Genomic DNA, 21747 nt, shown 5'->3' on the forward strand with positions numbered 1-21747 from the left:
GACCCTCGCGTGCGGGGTGGCATGGCCGGTCAATTTTTTATAGTGTGATGAGAACTGTCATTTATGACACCAGTCCCCGCTGGACGAGTCATCTTCCTCACCGGCGCTATTGCGACCCATGCCGTCGTCGGCTACGTGTTGGGTGCGATACTGGCCGACCGACCGTACGTCGGCGCTGTCGGCGGCGTCGTACCCGACATAGATTTCCTCTTTCCGGCGGCGTTCGAGTGGCCGTTCGTCCACCGTGGGGTTACTCATACCTTGCTCGTAGCGACCATCGCGACGGCTCTCATCGCGGTTCGACATCGGGCCACCGGGACTGCCTTCGGAGCGGGATACGTCTCACACCTGCTCATCGACGCGACGACTCCCCAGGGGGTCCCCTTCCTGTATCCGGGCCTCTCCGAATCGTTTTTCTTCGCGCTTCCGCCCGGCGGCCACTCGACAGTTGGAACGGTAATACTGTGGAGCGGGGCACTGTCGCTGCTCTATGTGGACGCCTCGGGGGACGTGCTTCGGATCTGGAACAGTCACGGCTGACTGTTCGATATTCGAGGAAACCACACCTGCGAAAACTGGTCGAACAGTACGTTTGTTACCTCCGCGAGTGAACCGTCCGTATGGGAAGCGACGGCCTCATCGAACTCGACCAGGAGTGTTGGGTCGCATTGGCAAAGTACAATCTGCTTTTGGCGACTGGATTCGGGATTCTCGCCGTGGTCGCTCGGGCCGTATTCCCGGATCACGGTCTCCTGATAGTCGAAAACGCGGTGCTTGCGCTGTTCTTCGGAGCTATCCAGACCTACGCCTGGCTCTCCGGGTGACCTTGCCGTCGTCGAGGCTGGTAGCTGATCGACCCTCACAAAGACTGTCCCGATAAGCCATTGCTTCTGTGACTTGCTACGCTCTGTGCGGTCCAGAGCGACCGTATCGGAAGAGCTATCGAGTGATACAGCGCGCCCAGTAGCGATCCAAGCGGCGGTGGCCAACGTCGGAGAGATGTGTGTTTTTATGCGGCATCCGGTCGAGGGGCCGGTATGGAGACGACAGGATCAGTCGAGGGGATCTTCGTCACGCCGGATTCGGGCGAGCAGATGGAGGTTGTCGACGCCGTCGAGGCCGTCGCCGGGAGAGGGCTGCGTGGCGACCGGTACTTTCACGAACGCGGGCTCTACAACCGCCGCGAGGACCTTCCGGAGGCCACGGACGTGACGCTGATCGAGATGGAAGCGCTGGAGGCGGCACGGCGAGACGAAGGGATGAAGCTAGAACCACGGAAAACCCGACGGAACATCGCCACCCGAAACGTCCCGCTGAACCATCTGGTCGACCGCGAGTTCACGGTCGGCGACGCGACGATGGTCGGCGTGCGGTTGTGTGAACCCTGCGGATACATGGAATCGCTCGCGGATGCCGAGGGTGCTGTCGACGCGCTCACCCATCGCGGCGGACTGAACGCGAACGTCGTCGACTCGGGGGCTATCGACGTAGGCGACGCCGTCGAATTTTGAGCCAGTTCCGGATGAACTGCTCGTCAGACGCCCCAGAAGAAGGCTATCCCGAGCGTCGTTATTACTGTACCAAAGAGTGATAGGCGGGTTATTTTAGTGATGTGTACGTTATAATAAATGTGGAGGTCAGGATTCCCTACCATGACATACACACTCGAAATCAGCGACGAACTCAAGGACCGACTGGACAGCCACCTTCAGGAAGGTGAATCGCACGAGGAATTCATCGCGGAACTGGTGTCCATCTACGAGACGGAAGGCGAGTTCCTTCGAGAGGGCTATTCGGAGTAAGTGCTCACCAGAGAGTCACTCTGTGAGCGCGTCCCCCGCTGTCCGGCAACCGCGCCACCGTCGTCGTTTTTCAGCCCGCTCGTCGAGGACTCTCTGCGAACCGGTTGGCAGCAACGTGTGCGGCCTCTTCGACAGGCCGCCAATATTCGCAACGATGTGCAGTTCCTGCTCGGTTCGCTGTGCGGACTGCGATCGTCGTGTTCGATTCAGCTAAAAAACAGTTTGCTGCTCACGGTCGCGACGCTTTTTCACGTTGTTCGCGGTGAGAAATGCCGCCTCCCCGATTTGAACCACCGGAAGACATCGCTACGCTCGTCTTCCGAGCCCCCTCTCGCTCGATTCGCGGTTTCACCGCTCATCGCCGAGGCGTTCGCTTCGCTCACCCCTCGTACCGCTCGCGGGGAGGGGGACAGCTCGATCTTCAGTCGAGGCCGCCGCTCTTCGAATCGGATCCGTATAGAATCGGTATGCCGCCTCCCCGATTTGAACGGGGGACAGCTCGATCTTCAGTCGAGTGCTCTCCCAGTCTGAGCTAAGGCGGCCCGCCTCGTGGCGTACCATTATCTCTATCGATGGAAGGAAAAAGGATTTCGAAACACGGCGGGTGGGGTACCATACCTCATGGACTGCGCTACGATCGCTCGAAGTAGTCGAAACTGTACGTTTCGGCGACAGGTGGCAAGTTTTCGGCTGGCTCCTCACGCAGGTCGTCCCAGTCTACCCCTCCGGCGGCGGATCGGTCGAGCCGTATCTCCGACGCTCGCTCGAACTCCTCGTCGTTATCGTCGTCGTTATCGTCGTTATCGTCATCGTCTTCGTCTTCGTCTTCGTCTTCGTCGTCGTCGTCGAACCTGTCAGTCTCTAAGGTGAGCCAGGCGTCGATTTCGATATCGAGAATCTGATAGTTGCTGGTGAACAGCGACTCGAAGACGTTGATTGCGAACTCCGCGATAGCCTGCTCGGTCCGGCTTGCATCCGAGGAAAACACGGCTCGCTGCCGCGCCGCGAGATAGCCCAGTCGAACCCGGTAGCCGTCGGGATGTGACTCGACGTCTATCTCGTCGTCAAACCATCCCTCGAAGACGTCCGGCTTGCCAATAAACGGGAACGGGTCCTGGGCGAGTCTGATCGCCGCTGTCTCGGTTAGCTCCGGACCGTCCGGTGATTCGGGGGTGAACGTCACCCGCTCGGTCCGCAGGTCGGCCCCGTCCTCGGACGCCTGAACGCTGACTTCCACGGTCGCCTCCTCCAGGAGGCGTGGATCGAGATCCACCCTCGGTTCGACCAGAGACCGGGCCGCAAAGGTATCGGTTTCGACGACTTCGCCGGGGTATCGAGCGACGACCTCGAAGGGAACGTTTGCGGTCGCCTTCTCGATAGCGAGCGTACGTCCGTCCCCGGTCTGGTCGGAGACACGTAGCGAGGCCGTTCGCTCGAAGTCGTATGTGATCGTCTCCGTAGCCAGTTCGCGCTCTTCGTCGACAGTGTACAGCGTCACCGCGATCTCCTGGTCCCCTCCGACCGGCGGATCGAGGTCTATTGGCAGGGTTTCCACTGTCCGATCTGCCTCGAACTCGCTCGTCTCGTAGCGCTCCCCGGCGTATTCGACGATCATATAGAACCGGGCGTCAGCAGTCGCCTCGTCGACGACGAACACGTCTCCTGCACCGCTCTGGTCGGTCAGCGAGAGTCGGCCCACCGGCCGATCGACGGTGTACTCGATCTCGCGGCGCAACACCGACTCGTCGTCCGCAGCAGTCCGGAGCAGGATGCTGACCCTGACCGTCGTGTGGTTGTCGAGTTCGGGAGCGATCGGTAGCTCCACGTCCGTAGCCGATTGCTCGGCCGCAAACGTGTCGCTTACCGTCGCTTGTTCGCCGTGTCGTAGTTCAAGATAGTAATCGACCGACGCTGAGGCGGCCGTGATCGTCACTGACGATCCGTCACCCACCTGATCGGAGACGCTGATGTATCCGTCGTATGATGAGGAAGCTGATTGCTCGGGCGACTGATCGTCCTCGTCTCCGAGACAGCCAGCCAAGACAACGACGGACCCTGCGAGAAACGACCGACGGTCTATCGGAACAGTGGCCATATGCCCAAACATGGACGATCAGTAGGTCAACGTATTTGCCTATTGGTACCACGATTGCTACGAGTAAACGACCACGGGTCGGGTGACCCGTGGCTTTTGTAGTTCCCTCAACTTTAGCTGTGAAGCACTCCCTGTGAGGCGATCTCGTGGGATGAGGTTGGACGGTTTACATCCACACCACCACAATTTGTGGTGTTGTGGCGTCCCGACCCGACCCGGCGCACCCGCACTTGTGGCGGGGTTTTGCGAGGTCGGTAGTTATCCGCGTTGCTGTGACTGTCATCGCCGGTCTCTGTTTTCGCAATCCATCGCACCGCAGCATTCACCGACGCGTTCCGATCAGAATGATCCTGCTCAAGAGCACACACATCATTCTGACACGTGAATCGCCCACCGTTCCGAGAGCCAAGTTCACCGCAGCACGCACAGCGCTGTGAGTTATACTCAGATTCGACATGCTCGACTGGCGCACCGTGACGGTGGGCTTTGTACGTGACTTGCCGTTCAAACTCGTGAAACGGCAGTTTATGCAATCGGCGGTTCATATAGCTGCCGTAGTCCATGTCGTTGCGAATACCGTCGAGCGATTCAAACACCACAACAGGGTTCGGGAACCATCGCACGTAGTGTTCGATGACTTTGCTGAGTCGGTGAAGCGTCCACTCAGTAAAGTTCTCCACGTGGTTCCCGATCTCGTGGACGACGCTGTGTTTGTCGTGTTCCTGGCAGCGACGTTTAATGTCGTAGTATCGCTGCCGTTTCTGCTTGACTTGGCCGTAATCAATGGTGAGTTGCGCGAGCGTTTCACGCGACTCCCTGTCGAGGACGGTTGTGGTGATGTTGCGTTCGTTAATGTCGATGGCGATGACAGACTCTGCATCGTCCGCAGCATCTAGTTCGACTGGTTGTTGTATCGGGACGTGTAGGTAGTACACGCCCTCTCGATACACAACCTCTGCTCGACCCACAGATAGTGAGCTCGACGAGTCAAGCGCGTGCTTGACTCTGTCGAGCGACTGTTTATTCCCGCGAAGAACCCCACGAACTTTCTCTTTGTATGGTTGGGTGCTGATGCGGTAGCCGACGCGGTCATCTTTGTCACGAACTGTGAGTTCGTAGCCTTCGCCGTGATTCATGACGAGCGGGAAGGCTCCGAGAGAGTCGGTCGCGGGTGGTTGTGGTTTCGGTAAGTCGTCTTGATTGTCGCTATTGTGCCATTTTTTCAACGCGGACTCGTAACTGTTGTAGGCGTCGCAGGCTTTCCACACAACGGCTTGGGCGTTGTTTTTCACGAAATCATTCGCGGTCGGCGTGACTTGTTTGGCAATCTCGGTCTTCGAGTATCCGAGTTGTCGCATTGCCCAGGTGTGGTTTGCGATGGGTCGGGCGTCGAATCGGGCTTGTTTGAGACGCCAGCGCTCGCCGCTCTCGATGTGAAGGCGGAAGCACAGCGTTTCAACAAGCTCTTTCATCTGACAAATAATTCATCACAACATATCCCATTAAAACCACGCATCAACTCACCGTGGTTTGCCTGATCAAGTTAACGGCATTCACCCACGGGTCAGGTGACCCGTGGTACTCTGCCTGCCATCTATAGATCAGCAGGGCTGCGACGAGTTCCCAGAGCACAGACATATAAGACGGGCGCCAGTAAAACGATGGAATAGGTGTACTCGACTCCTTCGGTTCATTATTGAGCAGTCTCATCGCCGCAAGCGTGATGCTACTGTTCGCAATACTGAGCGTATTCGTGACCGTATTCATCGTCGACGCCGCCGCCTCGATCGGGGGCCTCTCGCCGAGTGACGACTTCGTCCTGCTCGGCGCGGCACTGCTCGCGTCAGCCGCGATTGTCGCCGGTGGAGGCAGTTTCGCGACGCCGGAAGTCGAGGAGTAAGGGCGACCGACTGTTTCCAGGTAGCACTCGTCGACGAGTAGTGACGAATGGGTCCGAACCCTCAGTGATTCTGCTGTCGCTCACGGAGTTGTTCGCGACAGCGAGGATGGGTTCGGGCGGGGTCGAACCGAAGCCAGATGTGCTCACTACGCTCCGCGCGACTGGCAGGGTCCGAACCCTCAGTGATCCTGCTGTCGCTCACGGAGTTGTTCGCGACAGCAAGGATGGGTTCGGGCGGGTTCGAACCGCGAGGACTTCGCTCCGCTCGTCCTCTGGGTTGCGAACCCGACGACCGCATCGCGCAGGCGGCGCTCGGAAGTGAGCGCCGACAGAAACTCAGTGGGTTCGGGCGGGTTCGAACCGCCGATCTCGGCCTTGTAAAGGCCGCGTCATAACCAACTAGACCACGAACCCGGCACCTGAGCGAAGACGACCCACGGGAATAACGCTTTCTTTCTCGGTCGGTACGCTTACCATTCTGCTGGTCCACAGAACACGTATGATCGACCGTCGTCTCCGGATCGCGTTCTCGCTAACTGTCATCGTAGTGAGCGTCCTGGGGCTCGGTCTGTTCGCCAGCCAGATGGGCCTGCTTCCATGGTCCGGCGAACACTCCGATGCGACTATTGAGGTCGTCGACGAGGACGGGGAGACGCTCGCAGTAGTCGACACAGAGGTCGCGGACACGCGCTCAGATCGCTACACTGGGCTGAGCGAGCACGATTCGCTGGCCGATGGCGAAGGGATGTTGTTCGTCCACGACGACGAGGACGAACGCACCTACGTCATGCGGAACATGTCCTTCGGCATCGACATCGTCTTCGTCGACGCCGACGGCCAAATCACGACGATTCACAGCGCGCCTGCGCCGGCCCCCGACGAGGACGGCGAGCAGCAGCGCTACAGCGGGACGGGACAGTACGTCCTCGAAGTGCCACGGGGCTACATGGACGACAACGACGTTTCGGTCGGCGATCGGATCGAGATCGAGTATCACGACTGACGCATGGATCGAAAACCCATAGAGTCAGCGTCTCCTAGATGACGCCTATGGCCGACACGCTGAACACGCTCACCGAGCAGGACGGCTGGCGGCAGGAGGGCTTTGCGGCGCGCGTTCACTACGAAGGCGCGGACGAGTACTACAGCATCGAGTACTACGAACCGAGCGACTGCGTGCTCTACTGGAAGGTGAAGGGAGACGGTGAGACGGCAGTGCCCGTCGGTCGGGAGACAGTACCGACGCCGCTTCGCGATCGGATCCGAATGGACCTCGACGCCGCGGGGATCGACCCGGAGATCGAACGACGCGATATCTAGAGAAACCGGTTAATCTCCCGTTCTAACAAACTCTTTTAGACCGTTGTCTGTTAAACCGAGTGAATGAGCGGTGTCGACTGGGACGAGGACGACCCCTTCGAAGAGCAACGGGACAAGATCGAGAACCCGATGCGGCGGTTGTTCAGTGCCTACGGTAGCCGGTACAGGTTTCAGGCCATCGTTGGCATCATTACGAGCATCTTCGCACGGATCCTCGATCTGCTGCCGCCGATCATGCTGGGTGTCGCTATTGACGCCGTCTTCTTCGAGGAGGTGGGCTACGCCGAGGCGTTCCCGATCGGTGGAAACCTCATCGAGCCAGTCGTCCCCGGAACGACGGAAGGGCAGTTCTGGCTAACGATCGGAATCATCGGGGGCGCGTTCATCCTGGGTTCAGTCTTCCACTGGACGCGTAACTGGGGGTTCAACTCCTTCGCCCAGAACATCCAGCACGACGTCCGGACCGACACCTACGACAAGATGCAGCGGCTGAACATGGACTTCTTCGCCGACAAACAGACCGGCGAGATGATGTCGATCCTCTCGAACGACGTCAATCGCCTCGAACGGTTCCTCAACGACGGGATGAACTCGCTGTTCAGACTCGTCGTAATGGTCTTTGGGATCGGCTTGCTGCTCTTTGCGTACAACTGGCAGTTAGCCCTGGTTGCCATGCTTCCCGTCCCGCTGATCATGGCCTTTACGTACTTCTTTATCAAGATCATTCAGCCGAAGTACGCGGAGGTCCGCTCGACGGTCGGAAACGTCAACTCCAGACTCGAGAACAACCTCGGCGGCATCCAGGTTATCAAGTCGAGCACCACCGAGGACTACGAGTCCGAACGGGTCGACGACGTCTCGATGGACTACTTCGACGCCAACTGGGACGCCATCACCACGCGGATCAAGTTCTTCCCCGGCCTGCGCGTCATCGCCGGTATCGGCTTCGTCATCACGTTTATCGTCGGCGGTCTGTGGGTGTTCCAGGGGGCTCCGGGGCCGTTTACCGGTGAACTCCGAACCGGTACCTTCGTCGTGTTCATCCTCTACACCCAGCGGTTCATCTGGCCGATGGCGCAGTTCGGGCAGATCATCAACATGTACCAGCGCGCTCGCGCCTCGTCGGCCCGGATCTTCGGACTGATGGACGAGCCGAGTCGGGTCGAGGAGGACCCGAACGCGACCGAACTCACCGTCACGGATGGTCGCGTCGAGTACGACGACATCTCCTTTGGCTACGACGAGGAGACGATCATCGAGGACGTCGACTTCACGGTCGAAGGCAGCGAGACGCTCGCACTCGTCGGGCCGACCGGCGCCGGGAAGTCCACCGTCCTGAAGCTACTGCTGCGGATGTACGACGTCGACGAGGGAGCGATCCGGATCGACGGCCAGAACCTCCGAAACGTGACGCTCAACAGCCTGCGGCGCTCGATCGGATACGTCAGCCAGGATACGTTCCTGTTTTACGGCACCGTCGAGGAGAACATCCGCTACGGCACCTTCGACGTCGAGCGCGAGGACGTGGTCGAGGCCGCAAAGATGGCCGAGGCTCACGAGTTTATCCAGAACCTCCCCGAGGGCTACGACACCGAGGTCGGCGAACGGGGCGTCAAACTCTCCGGCGGCCAGCGCCAGCGGCTCTCGATTGCCCGTGCCATCCTCAAGGATCCCGAGATCCTGATCCTCGACGAGGCCACCAGCGACGTCGACACCGAGACGGAGATGCTAATCCAGCGTAGTCTGAACCGTCTCACCGAGGACCGCACTACATTCTCGATTGCCCACCGGCTCTCGACGATCAAGGACGCCGAGAAGATCCTCGTCCTCGAAGACGGCCGGATCGTCGAGCGAGGTACTCACGAAGAGCTACTCGGTAACGACGGGCTCTATGCGCACCTCTGGGGCGTCCAGGCCGGCGAGATCGACAAACTCCCACAGGAGTTCATCGACCGGGCGGCAAAGCGGCAGGCCCGGACCGAGACCGACGACGACTGAGCACCCCGCCGACGACTACCTATTTAGTGGCGTGCCCGCAACGCACAGGACGTGCACCTGAGCGATTCTACCTGGACGGATGCCGACGCGAGCGACGCCGACGTCGCCATCGTACCGGTCGGAAGTACGGAACAGCACGGCCCACACGCACCGCTTGGCACCGACGCGATCACTGCCGAAGCGGTCGCGGAGGCAGGAGCCGAGGAGTACGGGGAGGTCGTCGTCGCGCCGCCGATTCCGGTCGGCGTCGCCGAGGAACACCGCCAGTTTCCCGGAACGCTCTGGGTGAGCGAGGACACCTTCCGCTCGTACGTCCGCGAGACCATCGACAGCCTCGCGTACCACGGCTGGGATCGGGTGGTCATCGTGAACGGCCACGGGGGAAACACCGACGCCCTCCGTGAGGTCGCCGGGCGGATCACGCGCCATGACGATGCCTATGCCGTCCCGTTCACCTGGTTCGAGGCGGTCGGCGACCACAGTTCGGAGATGGGCCACGGCGGGCCGCTGGAGACCGCACTCCTGCGTCACGTCCGGCCCGAGAGCGTCGCCGAGGACCGGATCAAGGAGGCACGAGAGGGTGCCAGCGACGGCTGGGGCGAGTGGCAAAGCGGCGTCAACCTCGCGTACGACTCCGCGGAGTTCACCGAGAACGGCGTCGTCGGCGATCCGGGTGATGGCGACGCCGAGCGCGGGGAGGAACTGCTCGAACTGGCGGCAGAGGCGCTCGCAGAGCTACTGAGCGCGGTGGCGACGCGAGACGTAGAGCGCCCGGAACATAAGTAAGGTTCGACAGTCGCTGCTCGACTGACGCGAGATGTCGGATCGTCGATCCGGACGCGGCGCTACTCCTCGTCTGCGGCATCGTCATCGCCGGCCGCGTCTTCGAGGGAACTCTTGAGATCCGGAATCGTCGCCGTCAGATCGCCGACCTGTTCGTTGGCTTCCTCGATGGTCTCGATCAGCGCTTCGACTTCCGCGATCGATTCCTCCAGATCGTCGGCGTCGTCGAACGCGTCGGCGCGCTGGCCCATCGTGAACCACTTTTTCGCATCGCGGAGGTGATCAGTCGCCTCGCCGATATCGAGTGCCGACCGCAGCGAGTTGAGTACCCCGAGCACGTTCTCGCCCTGAGTCTCCCAGACCGTTTCGCTGTCGGGGAGTTCGGCCCGCGCGTCGTCCAGCGATGATTCGACGTCGTCTCGCATCTCCGATGCCGCCTCGCCGAACAGTTCGTCGTCGTCGAGCGTTGACTGACTCATACACATACTTCTATCCGATCGCTGTTAAAAAGTCGCCCGAAAGTGAAAGTGAAATTCCGGATTTCGGCCGTTTTTTCGGCCAATCTGGCGAGTCTGTCGACTCGGCGTGACCGGCTACGCTTCTTCGCTCCCCGTCGTGACGCCGAACTGCCTCTCTCGGGCCCGCTCGCGCTGCTCTGGTACCAGATCGAGTCGCTCCTCGACGTCGCCGAGGACGAGCAGGCCGTAGTATCGGAGATAGCTCTGGACGGGGACCTGCAGGACGGCCGCGACACCTACCAGCAGTACGAGGCCGATGAGTGCGGCGACGACGACGAGCACCAGTCCCGCGCCCGAGGTGACACCGAGTCCGCCGACGACGATGACCGTTCCGAACACCACCGCGAGCGCGAGCGCAACGAATCCACCAGCGAACGCAAGGACGGTCGTGACGGCCGCCGCGAGGAGGAGGCCGAGAACGTACTGCACGACCACGAAGACCAGAAACTCGGCAGGTTGGGCACGCAGTGCAGTCCAGACCCGCGCCCAACCGGAGCGGATGCCCCGCTCTTCCTGTATCATCGTCGGGACGACGAAGTAGGTAGTCAGACTGCTGACGACAGTCGTCGCGAGTGCGACGAACGCGCCCACTGAAGCGGCATACCCCACCGCGTCGGCGAGCGAGTCGGCGATGCCGAGTTCCAGCACGGTCAGCGCCGTACCGGCGACTGCAACTGTTGCAACGAGGCCGAGTACAAGTCGGAACGCGAGCAGTGAAAGACCCTGCTTCCAGCGTCGGGCCACGTACGTCCGGACGGTGACGTCACCACTCCGAAGCGACTCGACGAAGACGAACTCGGCGATAGAGGCGAGCGCGACAAACGCCAGCGCGAACAGCGCGAAGACGACGGCAGCGGCCGCGACTGCCAGCAGTAGATCCTCGGGGATCGCTCCCGGATCCGCATCGGCGACCGGCCCGTCCGCAAACGCCTCGCCCGTCGTGATCTCTTCGAGGGTCGGGCCGCTGTAGGTCGGGTCGACTGACGGCGGGATCGGCGGGACGTTCGCAGAGAGGCTGATCCCGCCGCCGCTGAGCAGGAAGACGACGACCGAGAGTTTGAGAATTCGTCCGGGCGCAAACGGCGTCATGAGTTCCCGCGTGAGATCGATCGCGTCGCCGACGGATCTGACCGCAGATAGACTCATACGGAAACATAAGAGGGCCAGCATAAAATACACTGTCGGAGAGGGTACCATCCACGCCTAAAACCGACGGGCAGCGTCCAGATAGCTAGTTCGCCGCGGCGACTATCCTCGACGCGGCTCCCTACTCTCCGCGGCGAATATCCTCGACCCGCATCATCGGATAGCCGTCTTCCATCTCCATTCTCGTCAGCACCTCGCTGTCCTCGTACTCGATAGTGATCTCGACTTCCATGAACTCGCCTGTCAGTTCCGTGTAGCCGTGGTCAATGGCCGCATCGAGTTCGTCTTCGAGGATATCGACGCGCACTTCGGCGGCATGGGGCTGGTTCTCGATCGACTCCTCCATGGCGCGTTCGAGGCTCGACGCGCTGGCGGGGCTCACCGGCGTCCCCGCGAACTGATGATACAGCGTCCCGAACTTGATACCGGCCTCGAAACACGCGCGTTCGCCCTCTTGTGGCTCCATGCTCGAACGTTTGAGACTCGGCGTAAATCACCTTGGAAAGCGGTTGTCCGTCACGGGCACAAACCGTATGGTACTTGACTCACCTGGTCCACTGAACGAGTAAATGGACGAACCCGTACTGCTCACCGGCGCAAGTGGCCGGGTCGGCTCCGCAATCCTCGGCGGTATCGCCGACGAGTACGACTGGCGACTCTTAGACCAGGAGCCGCCGACCGGCGACACACCCGGTGAGTACGTCGTCGCTGACGTCACCAACGAGGCCGCCCTCCGGAACGCGATGAAGGACGTCCGTGCGGTCATCCACCTCGCTGGCGATCCACGTCCGGAAGCCCCCTGGAACAGCGTTCTGGAGAACAACATCGACGGCACGAAGAAGGTGTTCGACATCGCGGCCCAGACCGGCGTCGAGAAAGTCGTCTTCGCCTCGTCGAACCACGCTGTCGGCGCGTACGAGACGGAGGACCGGACGCCCGATATGTATCGTGACAACCACGAGTACCGCCTCGATGGCTCCGAACTCCCCCGCCCGAGCAACCTGTACGGCGTCAGCAAGGCCGCCGGCGAGACGCTCGGCCGGTACTACCACGACCACTACGACCTGAGCGTCGCCTGTGTCCGGATCGGCAATCTCACCAAAGGCCACCCGCCGATCGACTACGAGCGCGGACAGGCCATGTGGCTCTCCTACCGGGACTGTGCCCACCTCTTCGACCGCTGTATCAAGGCCGACTACGACTACGAGATCGTATATGGGATCTCCGACAACGACCGCAAGTACTACTCGCTCGAACGCGCGAAGGACGTGCTGGGCTACGACCCACGGGACAACTCCGCCGAGTTCGACGGCGAAAAGAAGGCACAAACCGAGTAGCTAGTCGAACAGTCCGTCGACGTCCCGTTCACGGTGTTTGCGGCGCTCGACGTGCTCACTCAGGCGCTGGTAGATGATGCCCCTGTTCTCCGGATCGCCGACGAAATCGACGACGAGTGTTATGAACGTCGTCTCCGCGTCGCCGAGTTCCTCGCGCGCGTAGCCGACCCCGTCCTCGAGCACCCCCTCGTCGTAGTGCTCCGACTCCTCGGCCAGCACCTCGGCGGCCACGAAGGCGGCGTCGACGTCGAGGTCACCCAGCGCGAGCGCGCGGTCCTCGTGGGTGAGGACTGGCGGCTCCCGGCGCTCGATGAGTTCCGGGTCGGTAGCGAGCGGTCCGAGATATGCCCGGACAGGGTCGAGAGCCACGCCACGATAGGGCTCGGAAAGCCCATCGAGATAGTCGAGCGCGCTCTCGGCGAGCCCCGTCGCACCCTCCCAGTTTCGGTTCCGGGCGTGGTAGACCGCGGCGGTAAACTGGATCAGGCCGTGCAGAAAGCGCTCGTCGTCCGTGCCGTCGCCCAGGTCCAGCCAGCGGTCCTCCCAGGCGTCGTGGGCGGCGTGGTACTCGCCGGCGTTGTAGATGGCGATGCCGGCCCGCAGTTCCGCGTCCATGCGTAGACATCCGCCCGGAGCAGGGTAAACGTCTCGACGGGCGGCCGTCGTGGCACTCGATGACTCGGCTCAGACGTGCCCGTCGAGGAAGTCGGCAATCGCGGAGTAGGCCTCGATTCGGTTGTCGAGTTTGCTGAATCCGTGGCCCTCGTCCTCGAAGAGCAACTTTCTGACCGGAACGCCCTGTTCGCGCACCTCCTCGACGATCTGTTCGGCCTCGCCGACGGGCACGCGGGGGTCGTTCTCGCCGTGAAGCACGAACAGCGGGGCCGCGATGGCGTCGGCACTGTTGATCGGGCTGATCGATTCGAGGAACGGGCGGTCCTCCGTGAGCGACCCGTACTCTGCCTCGCGGAGTTCGCGCCGCCAGTCGCCGGTGTTCTCCAGGAACGAAACGAAGTTCGCGATGCCGACGACGTCGACGCCCGCCGCCCAGAGGTCCGGATACTGGGTGAGGCTGGCGAGAGTCATGAACCCCCCGTAGGAACCGCCCTTGACGGCGATCCGGTCGGGATCGACCGCGGGGTGCTCGTGGAGCCACTCGACGCCGGCGCGGACGTCTCTCACCGAATCCATCCGCTTTTCGACGTCGTCGAGGTGGGTGTACTCGCGGCCGTAGCCCGACGATCCGCGGACGTTCGGCTCGAAGACTGCGTACCCACGGTCGAGGAAGTACTGCTTGACGCCGCTGAAAGCGGGGCGGCGCTGGCTCTCCGGACCACCGTGGATATCGACGATGACGGGCGTCTCACTCTCGACGGGATCCTCGGGCAGAGAGAAGAACGCGGGGATCGCCCGCCCGTCGAAGCTCTCGAAGCGCACCAGTTCGGGCGACCGGAACGTCTCGCGGGGGATGCCCGCGGTCGGCGCATCGGTCCAGCGCTCGGCCGCGCCAGTCTCGAACTCGACGACGTAGACGTTCGGGTTCGTCGACCGACCGTTCACGGTGAGGGCATACTGCTCGGCGTCCGGCCCGAAGGAGACGCCGCCAGCGGTTCCGGCCGGGAAATCGGGAGTCGGCACCGCCTCGATCGTCGTCTCGTCGACGAGCCGTCCGGCCGTGAGATCCGTGTAGCCGTCGACGTTTCGCGAGTAGACGAGCCGTCCCGTCTCCTCGTCGAGAGCGACGCCGCCGACGTTCCACTCGCCGCCCTCGCGGACGGTGTCGAGGTCCTCGCTCGCCAGGTCGAGACGGGCGAGATACAGCGTATCACTCCCCTCGTCAGTGACCAGATAGACCCCCTCGCCATCCGGTCCCCACTGGACGCTCTGGTACCGGACGTCCCCCTCGTGTGGCGTGACGTGTGAGAGCGTCTCGCTGTCGAGATCCAGCACGTAGAGGCCCTGATCGAAACTCGACCGTGACTCGTGGACGAGCAGGCGGTCGTCGTCGGGGCTCCAGCCGGCGACCGACAGCCACCCGTCGCCCTCGTGGACGAGTTGGGCGTCGTCGCCGCGTTCGTCGCGAGCCTGTACGTAGACGTCGAACACCGACTCGTCGCGGCGGTTGGACGCGAAGGCGAAGCGGTCGCCGTCGTGGGACCAGCCGCCCCACCTGTGTTTCGCACGGGCGGCGCGAGGCTCGTGACGACGCTTCGAGCCAGTATCGTGCTCTGCATCGGAGAGTGTGGTCAGGTTCCTGATCGTCCCGTCGGTCATATCCAGCAGGAACAGTTGCTGGCGCTCGTTGCCCCCCTCGTCCATACCGAAGGCCACCTCGTCGCGTTCGGGTGACCACGAGACGAAGGTGACCCGTTCGTCGTAGAAGGTGCGCTGTTCGGGCCAGCGGTTCGACCCGTCGAGCGTCCAGATCTGCGGGGTGCCGGTCGTGTTCAGCAGGAAGGCAAGCCGTTCGCCGTCGGGGCCGAACGAACTGCCATACGCGCTGCGGACGTTCAGATAGCGCTCGATCGAGTAGGACATATCCCTACCAGCGAGCGCAGCGGCAAAACGTCACCGCCGGTCCCTGCATGGAATAGGCGGGATTTTTAATCCGGGGTCACATCCGACCCGTGTATGCGCGTCGCGATGGTTTCGTTCGAGACAGTTCACCAGCGTGACGCATCACCGCAACGACGTGTCGACCGGATCGCCAGAGCACTGGTCGAGCGGGGCCACGACGTTCACGTCTTTTGCTCGCAGTGGTGGGACAAACGGATCGGCACCTTCGAGAGCGAGGAGATCACCTACCACGGCGTCGTCAGGTCGACCGACTCGAAACGATCCTTCCTCCTCACGCTCCCCTTCGCGATCAACGGCTGTGACCCCGACGTGGTCCACGCCGCAGCGACGTACCCGCCTGCGGTTGCGTCTGCAAGTTTCGGCGCGACGCTGGCGCGGACCCCCTTGCTCTGTGACTGGTACGATCCGGCGGTCGGCGACGGCTTTCTCTCGCGCCGGGCGCTCTCGGCACCGGATCGGATCGCTGTCCCCTCCAGACTCGTCCGGACGCGGCTGCGCGAGAACGGGGCGGACGCCGACCGGACACAGGTCGTCCCCAACAGCGTCGACTTCGACCTGATCCGCGAGACCGAACCGGCCGACGAGCGCCACATCGTCTACGCGCGCGACCTCGACGAGGGGGCGAATCTCGAGAGCCTCCTGCTCGCCCTCGCCGAGTTACGCGAGTTCGACTGGTCGGCAACCGTAATCGGCGACGGCCCCCGGCGCGCGGAGTACGAACGGCAGGTCCGCGACCTGCGGATCGACGACCGGATCACCTTCGCCGGCGCGCTCTCCCGCGAGGAGCGAGTCTCCATCTACAGGAGCGCCCACGTCTTCGTCCAGACCGCCCACCAGTGTCGCTTCCCGACCGAGATGCTCTGGGGTCTGGCCTGTGGCTGCGTCGGCATCGTCGAGTACCACGTCGACTCCAGCGCTCACGAACTCGTCGAAGGGCGCGAGCGTGGCTTCCGGACGACATCGGAGAGCGAACTCGCCGACGCCATCCGCGAGGCCGGCGAGATGGACTCGAAGACGGTCGACGAGGAGTTCGCAGGCTTCGACCGCGGGGCAGTGCTCGAACAGTATCTGGATCTGTATCGAGAGCTTCGAAAGCAGTACGGCGTCCTCTGACGGTAGTTCGGTCGGTTTGCGGTGAAACTTCGAAGAGTGTAGCGTATTGCTTCGAGGAATGTCGCGGATCGCTTCGAGAGTTTCGATCAGAGCCGTGAGATCGCTACTCGTCGTCGGGCCGCCGATCCGCCGTCTCCGCCACGCTGACTGCCGCGGCGTTCTCGGCGACGTCGTGGACGCGGACGATATCGGCCCCACGCTCGGCCGCGAGTGTCGTCCCGGCGACAGTCGAGGGAAGCCGCTCGCCGGCGTCCTGGCCCGAGAGCGCGAACATCGACTTGTGCGAGTGGCCGATCAGCACCTGACAGCCGAGCGCCGCGAGTTCGTCACAGCGATCCAGTAGCTCGAAGCTCTCGGCGGATGTCTTGCCGAAGCCCAGTCCGGGATCGACGATGATCTGCTCGCGGTCGAGGCCCGCCTTCTCGGCGAGCAGGACGCGCTCGGAGAGTTGGTCGATCACGTCCTCGACGACGTCGTCGTACTCTATCTCGTTGCTGGGATCGACCGGCGCGTCGACGCTGTGCATGACGACCAGTGCGGCGTCGTGGTCGGCGGCGACAAAGCGCATCTCGGGGTCTTCCAGCCCGGAGACGTCGTTGATGATATCCGCGCCAGCCTCGACGGCGGCACGAGCGACCGGGGCCTTGCGGGTGTCTACAGAGATCATGGCGTCGAGATCCGTGATGGCCTCGATCACGGGAACAACGCGGTCTATCTCCTCCTCGACGGTGACGGGTTCGGCGCCAGGGCGGGTGCTCTCGCCGCCGACGTCGAGTATCGCGGCACCGTTTGCGACCATCCGCTCGGCGCGTTCGGTAGCGTCCTCGATGGCGTTGTACTCGCCGCCGTCGTGGAAGCTATCGGGCGTGATGTTGAGAATGCCCATCACCGCGGTGCCCGAGTCCCACGGGTAGTCCAGGTCGGGATCGGCGGTCCGGATCCCGAGGCTCTCGCGGATCTCCCTGCCGACCACGGAGAGCCCGTAGGGCTGGCCGTCGAGTTTGTCGACGAGGCGTTTGAACTGGGCCATCGTCCCCATCAACACGACGTCGATGATGACGTCGTCCTGATCGTTCAGACCCGAGAGCGCGCACTCGCCGCCGAGACTGAGCATCTCCTCTTTGAGATACTGTGCCTGGCGTTTCTGCACCCGCGTTTTGAGCACGCGGTGGACCCCTTTGCCACGCATCCGCCAGACACCCGGATCGGTGACGTGGGCGTCCGAGAGCACCGCTCTGGCGTCCTCTAGCTCCTCGACGCGCTTGGGAATCTGTAGGCGCGTCCAGCGCGTCCGGGCCTCTGCGACGGTAAGCAGCGAGCCAGTGACGAGCACGCAATCGTCCTCGTCCGCTTCGCGGAGGGCCCGCGAGAGCGCTCCCTCGACGGAGTTGTTGGTGACGACGTCGTCCGCGCCGCTGGCCTCGAACACCCGCGCGAGTACGGCCTCGTCCTCCGCCCGATCCAGATCCGGCTGACATGTCACGACGCGGTCGGCGGTCGGGAGCGTCGCCGCCATCGCACGGTGGTCCTTGTCGTGCATCGCACCGAAGACGAGGTGAAGGTCGTCGTACTCGAACTCCTCCAGGACGTCCGCGATCCGCTCACAGGCGCCGGGGTTGTGTGCGCCGTCGAGCACGGTGAGTGGCTCCTGCTCGACGACCTCGAACCGTCCGGGCCAGTGGGACCGGCGCAGACCAGTTGCGAGGGCGTCCTCGGTCAGGCTGTCGGCGACCTGACGGGCAAGCGTGACCGCAATGGCCGCGTTCTCGGCCTGATGCTCCCCCAGCGTCGGGATCCGGGTGTCCACCGACCAGCCCGGCCCGTCGATACCGACCGCGGCTTCGGTGTGATTCGTCCGGCCGCCGTAGGTCGGCACTACCTCGCCGTTCTCGCCGACCGTGACGACGTCGCCCGCGACCGAACGGACGGCTTCGAGTGCATCCCCTTCCACGGCCGCGACCAGCGGGGCCTCTGCAGGTGCGACGTGGGCTTTGTCGCGGGCGATCTCCGCGACCGTGTCGCCGAGGACGTCGGTATGTTCCAGAGTGACGGAGGTGATGGCGCTGGCGACCGGATCCACCACGCTCGTGGCGTCCTTCTTGCCGCCGATACCGACCTCCAGGACGGCGACGTCGACCTCCTCGCGCGCGAACTGCCAGAGCGCCATCGCGGTGGTCGCCTCGAAAAACGTCGGCGAGATACCCTCTGCACCGCGGTCACGGACGTGCTCCTCGATGTGGTCGACGAACTCGCAGACGGCTCCTTTCGGGATCTTGCGCCCGTCGACGCGAATGCGCTCGCGGAGATCATCGAGATGGGGTGAAGTAAACAGCCCGACGGTGAGTCCCGCCTCCCGCAGGATAGACTCGGTCATCCGCGCCGTGCTCCCCTTGCCGTTGGAGCCGGCGATCTGCACGCACGTGAGGTCATCGTGTGGGTCGTCCAGTGCGGCGAGCAGATCATCGGTCGACTCGATCCCGGGGCGAGGACCGAACCGACGCAGATCGTAGAGGAAGTTCGCCGCGTCGTGGAACTTCATACCCAACACGTCCGGTGCCGAGTGCTTGAGGCTGTCGGAAGGCACTACTCGACCCGCTCGTAGACGAGGTAGTACGCGACCACGAGAACGATCAACAGGATAGTAAAGGAAATCGCCGCGGTCAACGCTTCGTTGGCCGTCGGGAAGTCGGCCAGTCGGAAACTGATGATCTCCCGGGCGATAGCGATAATGGCCGCTCCGATGACGATCCGGATGACCGGATCGTTGCGGACGTACGCCACCAAAGTCCGGTGAACCTCGACGAGGATCAACAACAACAAGACGGTATCCAGAAGATCGACGACCGCGACCGGTTGCGTGAACCGCCCGGAGACGAACAGCTCGTAGAGCCCGATCAGGACGTCGAATATCCCGACCAGAAACAGCACCAACAGGATGTAGGCTGTCGCGAGGACGAGCCAGCGCATGACGCTTTCGGACGGTCCCGTGGCACGCGACGCCAAACTGCTCATGGCTCATTCATGGAGCGAGCACAGTTAAAGACCGGCCGCACGCTCAGGAGTTTGGATGCTCTTACCGCCGCCGAAACCGCCTGCTGGGGCTATTCCCGAATTCCGAACGGTCGTATAGGAGGGACTCGCGGGTTTTATATTCGAGGAAAGACGATATTCGCGCGCTATGGGACACACTTTGACAGAGAAGATCCTCGAGGATCATCTCGTAGAGGGCGAACTGACGCCCGGCGAGGAGATCGGCATCGAGATCGATCAGGTACTTACACAGGACACGACGGGGACGATGGTCTGGCTACAGTTCGAGGCCATGGGTCTGGAGGAAGTCCAGACCGAGATCGCTGCGCAGTACTGTGATCATCAGACCTATCAGTTCGACTTCAAGAACACGGACGACCACCGATTCCTGCGTTCTGCGGCCGGCACCTTCGGGGCACACTTCTCCCGCCCCGGCAACGGCATCTGCCACAACGTTCACCGCGAGAACTTCGCGGCACCCGGCAAGACGATGCTGGGTTCGGACTCCCACACCCCGACGCCCGGCGGCCTCGGCGAACTCGCCATCGGCGCGGGTGGGATCGACGTCACCGTCGCTATGGGCGGTGCGCCGTACTACATCGAGATGCCGGAAGTCGTCAACGTCCGACTCGAGGGCGCGCTCCCCGAGTGGGCGACTGCGAAGGACGTCATCTTGGAGCTACTCCGACGGCTCTCCGTGAAGGGCGGCGTCGGCAAGATTCTCGAATACACCGGCCCCGGCGTCGAGACGCTCACCGCGCCCGAGCGCATGACGATCACCAACATGGGGACGGAACTCGGTGCGACCTCCTCTATTTTCCCGACCGACGACCAGACGAAAGACTACCTCGAACGCGTCGGCCGCGGCGAGGACTACGTGGAGATGCAGCCCGACGAGGACGCGGAGTATCACGACGAGATCGTCGTCGATCTCTCCGACCTCGAACCGCTCATCGCGGAACCGTCGATGCCCGACAAGGTCGTCCCGGTCAGCGAGGCCGCTGGCGAGGACGTCGAGCAGGTCATCGTCGGCTCCTGTACGAACGGTGGCTACGAGGACATCCTCCCGGTCGCGAAGATGCTCGAAGGCCGAGAGGTCGCGATGTCGACCGAGACGATCGTCGCACCTGCCTCCAAACAGGCCTCCGAGATGCTCGCCCGTGAGGGCTGGGTCGCGGAGATGATGGCCGCTGGCGTCAACTTCTCCGAGTCGACCTGCGGTGCCTGTATCGGTATCGGCCACGTGCCCGCAAGCGATTCGGTCTCTCTGCGTACCTTCAACCGGAACTTCGAGGGCCGCTCCGGCATCGAAGACGACAACGTCTATCTCTGTTCGCCGGAGGTCGCCGCCGCCGCGGCGATCAAAGGCGAAATCGTCGATCCGCGCGACCTCGCAGCGGAAGAGGACATCGAAGCGCCCGGCATCGAGCTGCCCGACACCTACGACGGCTCCAAGACGGACCTCATCGCGCCGGACGAGGCCATCGACGACGAGCTTATCAAAGGCCCCAACATCGGCGACGTGCCGCTGAAGGATGCCCTCGACAGCAAGCTCGAGGGCGAAGCGCTGCTGAAGATGGACGACAACATCACGACCGACCACATCATCCCTGCAACCCAGGACATCCTGATGTACCGGTCGAACATCGACAAGCTCTCCGAGTTCACGCTTTCGCGCGTCGACGACACGTTCGCACAGCGAGCGGCCGACGCCGACGGCGGCTTCCTCGTCGCCGGCGAGAACTACGGTCAGGGCTCCTCGCGCGAACACGCCGCCATGTGCCCGATGTATCTGGGCATCGAGGGCGTGCTCGCACAGAGCTTTGCCCGGATCCACCGCGCGAACCTCTTCAACTTCGGTCTGCTCCCGCTGATCATCGACGAGGACACCTACGAGAAGATCGATCAGGGTGACGACGTCGAGATCGTCGACGACGTCCGCGAGGCCGTCGAGAGCGGGCAGGAGGAGTTCACCGTCCGCGTCAACGAGGACTGGGAAGCGACCGCGACGCTGGACGCCTCCGAGCGCGAGCGCGACATGCTCGCAGTCGGTGGCAAACTCGCATGGACGAAAGAGCAGGCCCAGGGCGGCGATAGTCCTGCGCCGGCAGACGACTAAAGCGAGACC

At 62.7% G+C, this 21747-nt stretch carries 21 protein-coding genes and 2 tRNA genes; 12 read left to right on the forward strand and 11 right to left on the reverse strand.

Annotation, left to right across the window (positions count from 1 at the left end; genetic code table 11):
• Positions 1 to 63: 63 nt before the first annotated feature.
• The 4 genes from ACFQL3_RS13880 to ACFQL3_RS13895 all read left to right on the forward strand — a co-directional run bounded on the left by ACFQL3_RS13880 (position 64) and on the right by ACFQL3_RS13895 (position 1802).
• A complete protein-coding gene (locus ACFQL3_RS13880) occupies positions 64 to 540 on the forward strand; it encodes a metal-dependent hydrolase (protein ID WP_377055287.1) in 477 nt (158 codons plus the stop codon).
• A gap of 80 nt (positions 541 to 620) precedes the next feature.
• The gene (locus tag ACFQL3_RS13885) at positions 621 to 824 is read left to right on the forward strand and encodes a hypothetical protein (protein WP_377055289.1); all 204 of its coding nucleotides are present in this window, start codon (positions 621 to 623) and stop codon (positions 822 to 824) included.
• A 213-nt stretch (positions 825 to 1037) separates the two neighbouring features.
• On the forward strand, positions 1038 to 1511 hold the full coding sequence (locus ACFQL3_RS13890; RefSeq protein ID WP_377055291.1) for an MOSC domain-containing protein: 474 nt from the start codon (positions 1038 to 1040) through the stop codon (positions 1509 to 1511).
• Between the two features lie 141 nt (positions 1512 to 1652).
• Positions 1653 to 1802, forward strand: a complete 150-nt coding sequence (locus tag ACFQL3_RS13895) for a DUF7557 family protein (RefSeq protein WP_377055293.1) — start codon at positions 1653 to 1655, stop codon at positions 1800 to 1802.
• Between the two features lie 468 nt (positions 1803 to 2270).
• Here the strand turns inward: ACFQL3_RS13895 and ACFQL3_RS13900 are convergent.
• The 3 genes from ACFQL3_RS13900 to ACFQL3_RS13910 all read right to left on the reverse strand — a co-directional run bounded on the left by ACFQL3_RS13900 (position 2271) and on the right by ACFQL3_RS13910 (position 5369).
• Positions 2271 to 2344, reverse strand: a tRNA-Phe gene (locus tag ACFQL3_RS13900).
• 89 nt (positions 2345 to 2433) lie between these two features.
• On the reverse strand, positions 2434 to 3897 hold the full coding sequence (locus ACFQL3_RS13905; RefSeq protein WP_377055295.1) for a hypothetical protein: 1464 nt from the start codon (positions 3895 to 3897) through the stop codon (positions 2434 to 2436).
• Between the two features lie 113 nt (positions 3898 to 4010).
• Complete coding sequence (locus ACFQL3_RS13910; protein ID WP_377055297.1) at positions 4011 to 5369, reverse strand: RNA-guided endonuclease TnpB family protein; 1359 nt, start codon at positions 5367 to 5369, stop codon at positions 4011 to 4013.
• 194 nt (positions 5370 to 5563) lie between these two features.
• On the opposite strand from ACFQL3_RS13910, the gene ACFQL3_RS13915 reads away from it, so the two are divergent.
• A complete protein-coding gene (locus tag ACFQL3_RS13915; protein WP_377057112.1) occupies positions 5564 to 5797 on the forward strand; it encodes a hypothetical protein in 234 nt (77 codons plus the stop codon).
• 340 nt (positions 5798 to 6137) lie between these two features.
• Here the strand turns inward: ACFQL3_RS13915 and ACFQL3_RS13920 are convergent.
• Positions 6138 to 6211, reverse strand: a tRNA-Val gene (locus ACFQL3_RS13920).
• 85 nt (positions 6212 to 6296) lie between these two features.
• On the opposite strand from ACFQL3_RS13920, the gene ACFQL3_RS13925 reads away from it, so the two are divergent.
• From ACFQL3_RS13925 to ACFQL3_RS13940, 4 genes are all read left to right on the forward strand, one after another.
• Entirely contained in the window at positions 6297 to 6800 is a 504-nt protein-coding gene (locus ACFQL3_RS13925; protein ID WP_377055299.1) for a DUF192 domain-containing protein, read from the forward strand.
• Positions 6801 to 6847: 47 nt separating this feature from the next.
• Positions 6848 to 7117 carry a DUF7538 family protein gene (locus ACFQL3_RS13930; protein WP_377055301.1) on the forward strand — a complete coding sequence of 90 codons (270 nt, stop codon included), beginning with the start codon at positions 6848 to 6850 and terminating at the stop codon, positions 7115 to 7117.
• Between the two features lie 63 nt (positions 7118 to 7180).
• Positions 7181 to 9115, forward strand: coding sequence for an ABC transporter ATP-binding protein (locus tag ACFQL3_RS13935; RefSeq protein ID WP_377055303.1), 1935 nt, complete (start codon positions 7181 to 7183; stop codon positions 9113 to 9115).
• A gap of 51 nt (positions 9116 to 9166) precedes the next feature.
• Positions 9167 to 9901 (forward strand): creatininase family protein, encoded by a 735-nt coding sequence (locus ACFQL3_RS13940; protein ID WP_377055305.1) that lies wholly within the window; start codon positions 9167 to 9169, stop codon positions 9899 to 9901.
• A gap of 59 nt (positions 9902 to 9960) precedes the next feature.
• Here the strand turns inward: ACFQL3_RS13940 and ACFQL3_RS13945 are convergent, their stop codons facing one another.
• From ACFQL3_RS13945 to ACFQL3_RS13955, 3 genes are all read right to left on the reverse strand, one after another.
• Complete coding sequence (locus ACFQL3_RS13945; protein ID WP_377055307.1) at positions 9961 to 10377, reverse strand: DUF5790 family protein; 417 nt, start codon at positions 10375 to 10377, stop codon at positions 9961 to 9963.
• A gap of 114 nt (positions 10378 to 10491) precedes the next feature.
• On the reverse strand, positions 10492 to 11562 hold the full coding sequence (locus ACFQL3_RS13950; RefSeq protein ID WP_377055309.1) for a DUF7544 domain-containing protein: 1071 nt from the start codon (positions 11560 to 11562) through the stop codon (positions 10492 to 10494).
• Positions 11563 to 11683: 121 nt separating this feature from the next.
• Positions 11684 to 12028: a dihydroneopterin aldolase family protein gene (locus tag ACFQL3_RS13955; protein ID WP_377055311.1), complete on the reverse strand. Its 345-nt coding sequence runs from the start codon at positions 12026 to 12028 to the stop codon at positions 11684 to 11686.
• A gap of 103 nt (positions 12029 to 12131) precedes the next feature.
• Between ACFQL3_RS13955 and azf the strand changes: the two genes are divergently transcribed.
• Positions 12132 to 12899, forward strand: coding sequence for an NAD-dependent glucose-6-phosphate dehydrogenase Azf (azf, locus tag ACFQL3_RS13960; RefSeq protein WP_377055313.1), 768 nt, complete (start codon positions 12132 to 12134; stop codon positions 12897 to 12899).
• On the opposite strand, the gene ACFQL3_RS13965 is transcribed toward azf, so the two are convergent.
• Together ACFQL3_RS13965 and ACFQL3_RS13970 are read right to left on the reverse strand one after the other, a co-directional pair.
• The gene (locus tag ACFQL3_RS13965) at positions 12900 to 13514 is read right to left on the reverse strand and encodes a DUF309 domain-containing protein (RefSeq protein WP_377055315.1); all 615 of its coding nucleotides are present in this window, start codon (positions 13512 to 13514) and stop codon (positions 12900 to 12902) included. It abuts the gene before it with no gap.
• A gap of 69 nt (positions 13515 to 13583) precedes the next feature.
• Complete coding sequence (locus ACFQL3_RS13970; RefSeq protein ID WP_377055317.1) at positions 13584 to 15437, reverse strand: S9 family peptidase; 1854 nt, start codon at positions 15435 to 15437, stop codon at positions 13584 to 13586.
• Between the two features lie 93 nt (positions 15438 to 15530).
• Between ACFQL3_RS13970 and ACFQL3_RS13975 the strand changes: the two genes are divergently transcribed.
• Entirely contained in the window at positions 15531 to 16589 is a 1059-nt protein-coding gene (locus ACFQL3_RS13975) for a glycosyltransferase family 4 protein (RefSeq protein WP_377055319.1), read from the forward strand.
• Positions 16590 to 16692: 103 nt separating this feature from the next.
• On the opposite strand, the gene folP is transcribed toward ACFQL3_RS13975, so the two are convergent.
• Both folP and ACFQL3_RS13985 read right to left on the reverse strand, forming a co-directional pair.
• Positions 16693 to 19128: a dihydropteroate synthase gene (folP, locus tag ACFQL3_RS13980; protein ID WP_377055321.1), complete on the reverse strand. Its 2436-nt coding sequence runs from the start codon at positions 19126 to 19128 to the stop codon at positions 16693 to 16695.
• 44 nt (positions 19129 to 19172) lie between these two features.
• Positions 19173 to 19601, reverse strand: a complete 429-nt coding sequence (locus tag ACFQL3_RS13985; protein WP_377055323.1) for a phosphate-starvation-inducible PsiE family protein — start codon at positions 19599 to 19601, stop codon at positions 19173 to 19175.
• Between the two features lie 166 nt (positions 19602 to 19767).
• Between ACFQL3_RS13985 and ACFQL3_RS13990 the strand changes: the two genes are divergently transcribed.
• Positions 19768 to 21738, forward strand: a complete 1971-nt coding sequence (locus ACFQL3_RS13990; RefSeq protein ID WP_377055325.1) for an aconitate hydratase — start codon at positions 19768 to 19770, stop codon at positions 21736 to 21738.
• Positions 21739 to 21747 lie beyond the last annotated feature (9 nt).

The organism is Natronoarchaeum sp. GCM10025321, assembly GCF_042663585.1.
Taxonomy (GTDB): Archaea; Halobacteriota; Halobacteria; order Halobacteriales; family Natronoarchaeaceae; genus Natranaeroarchaeum.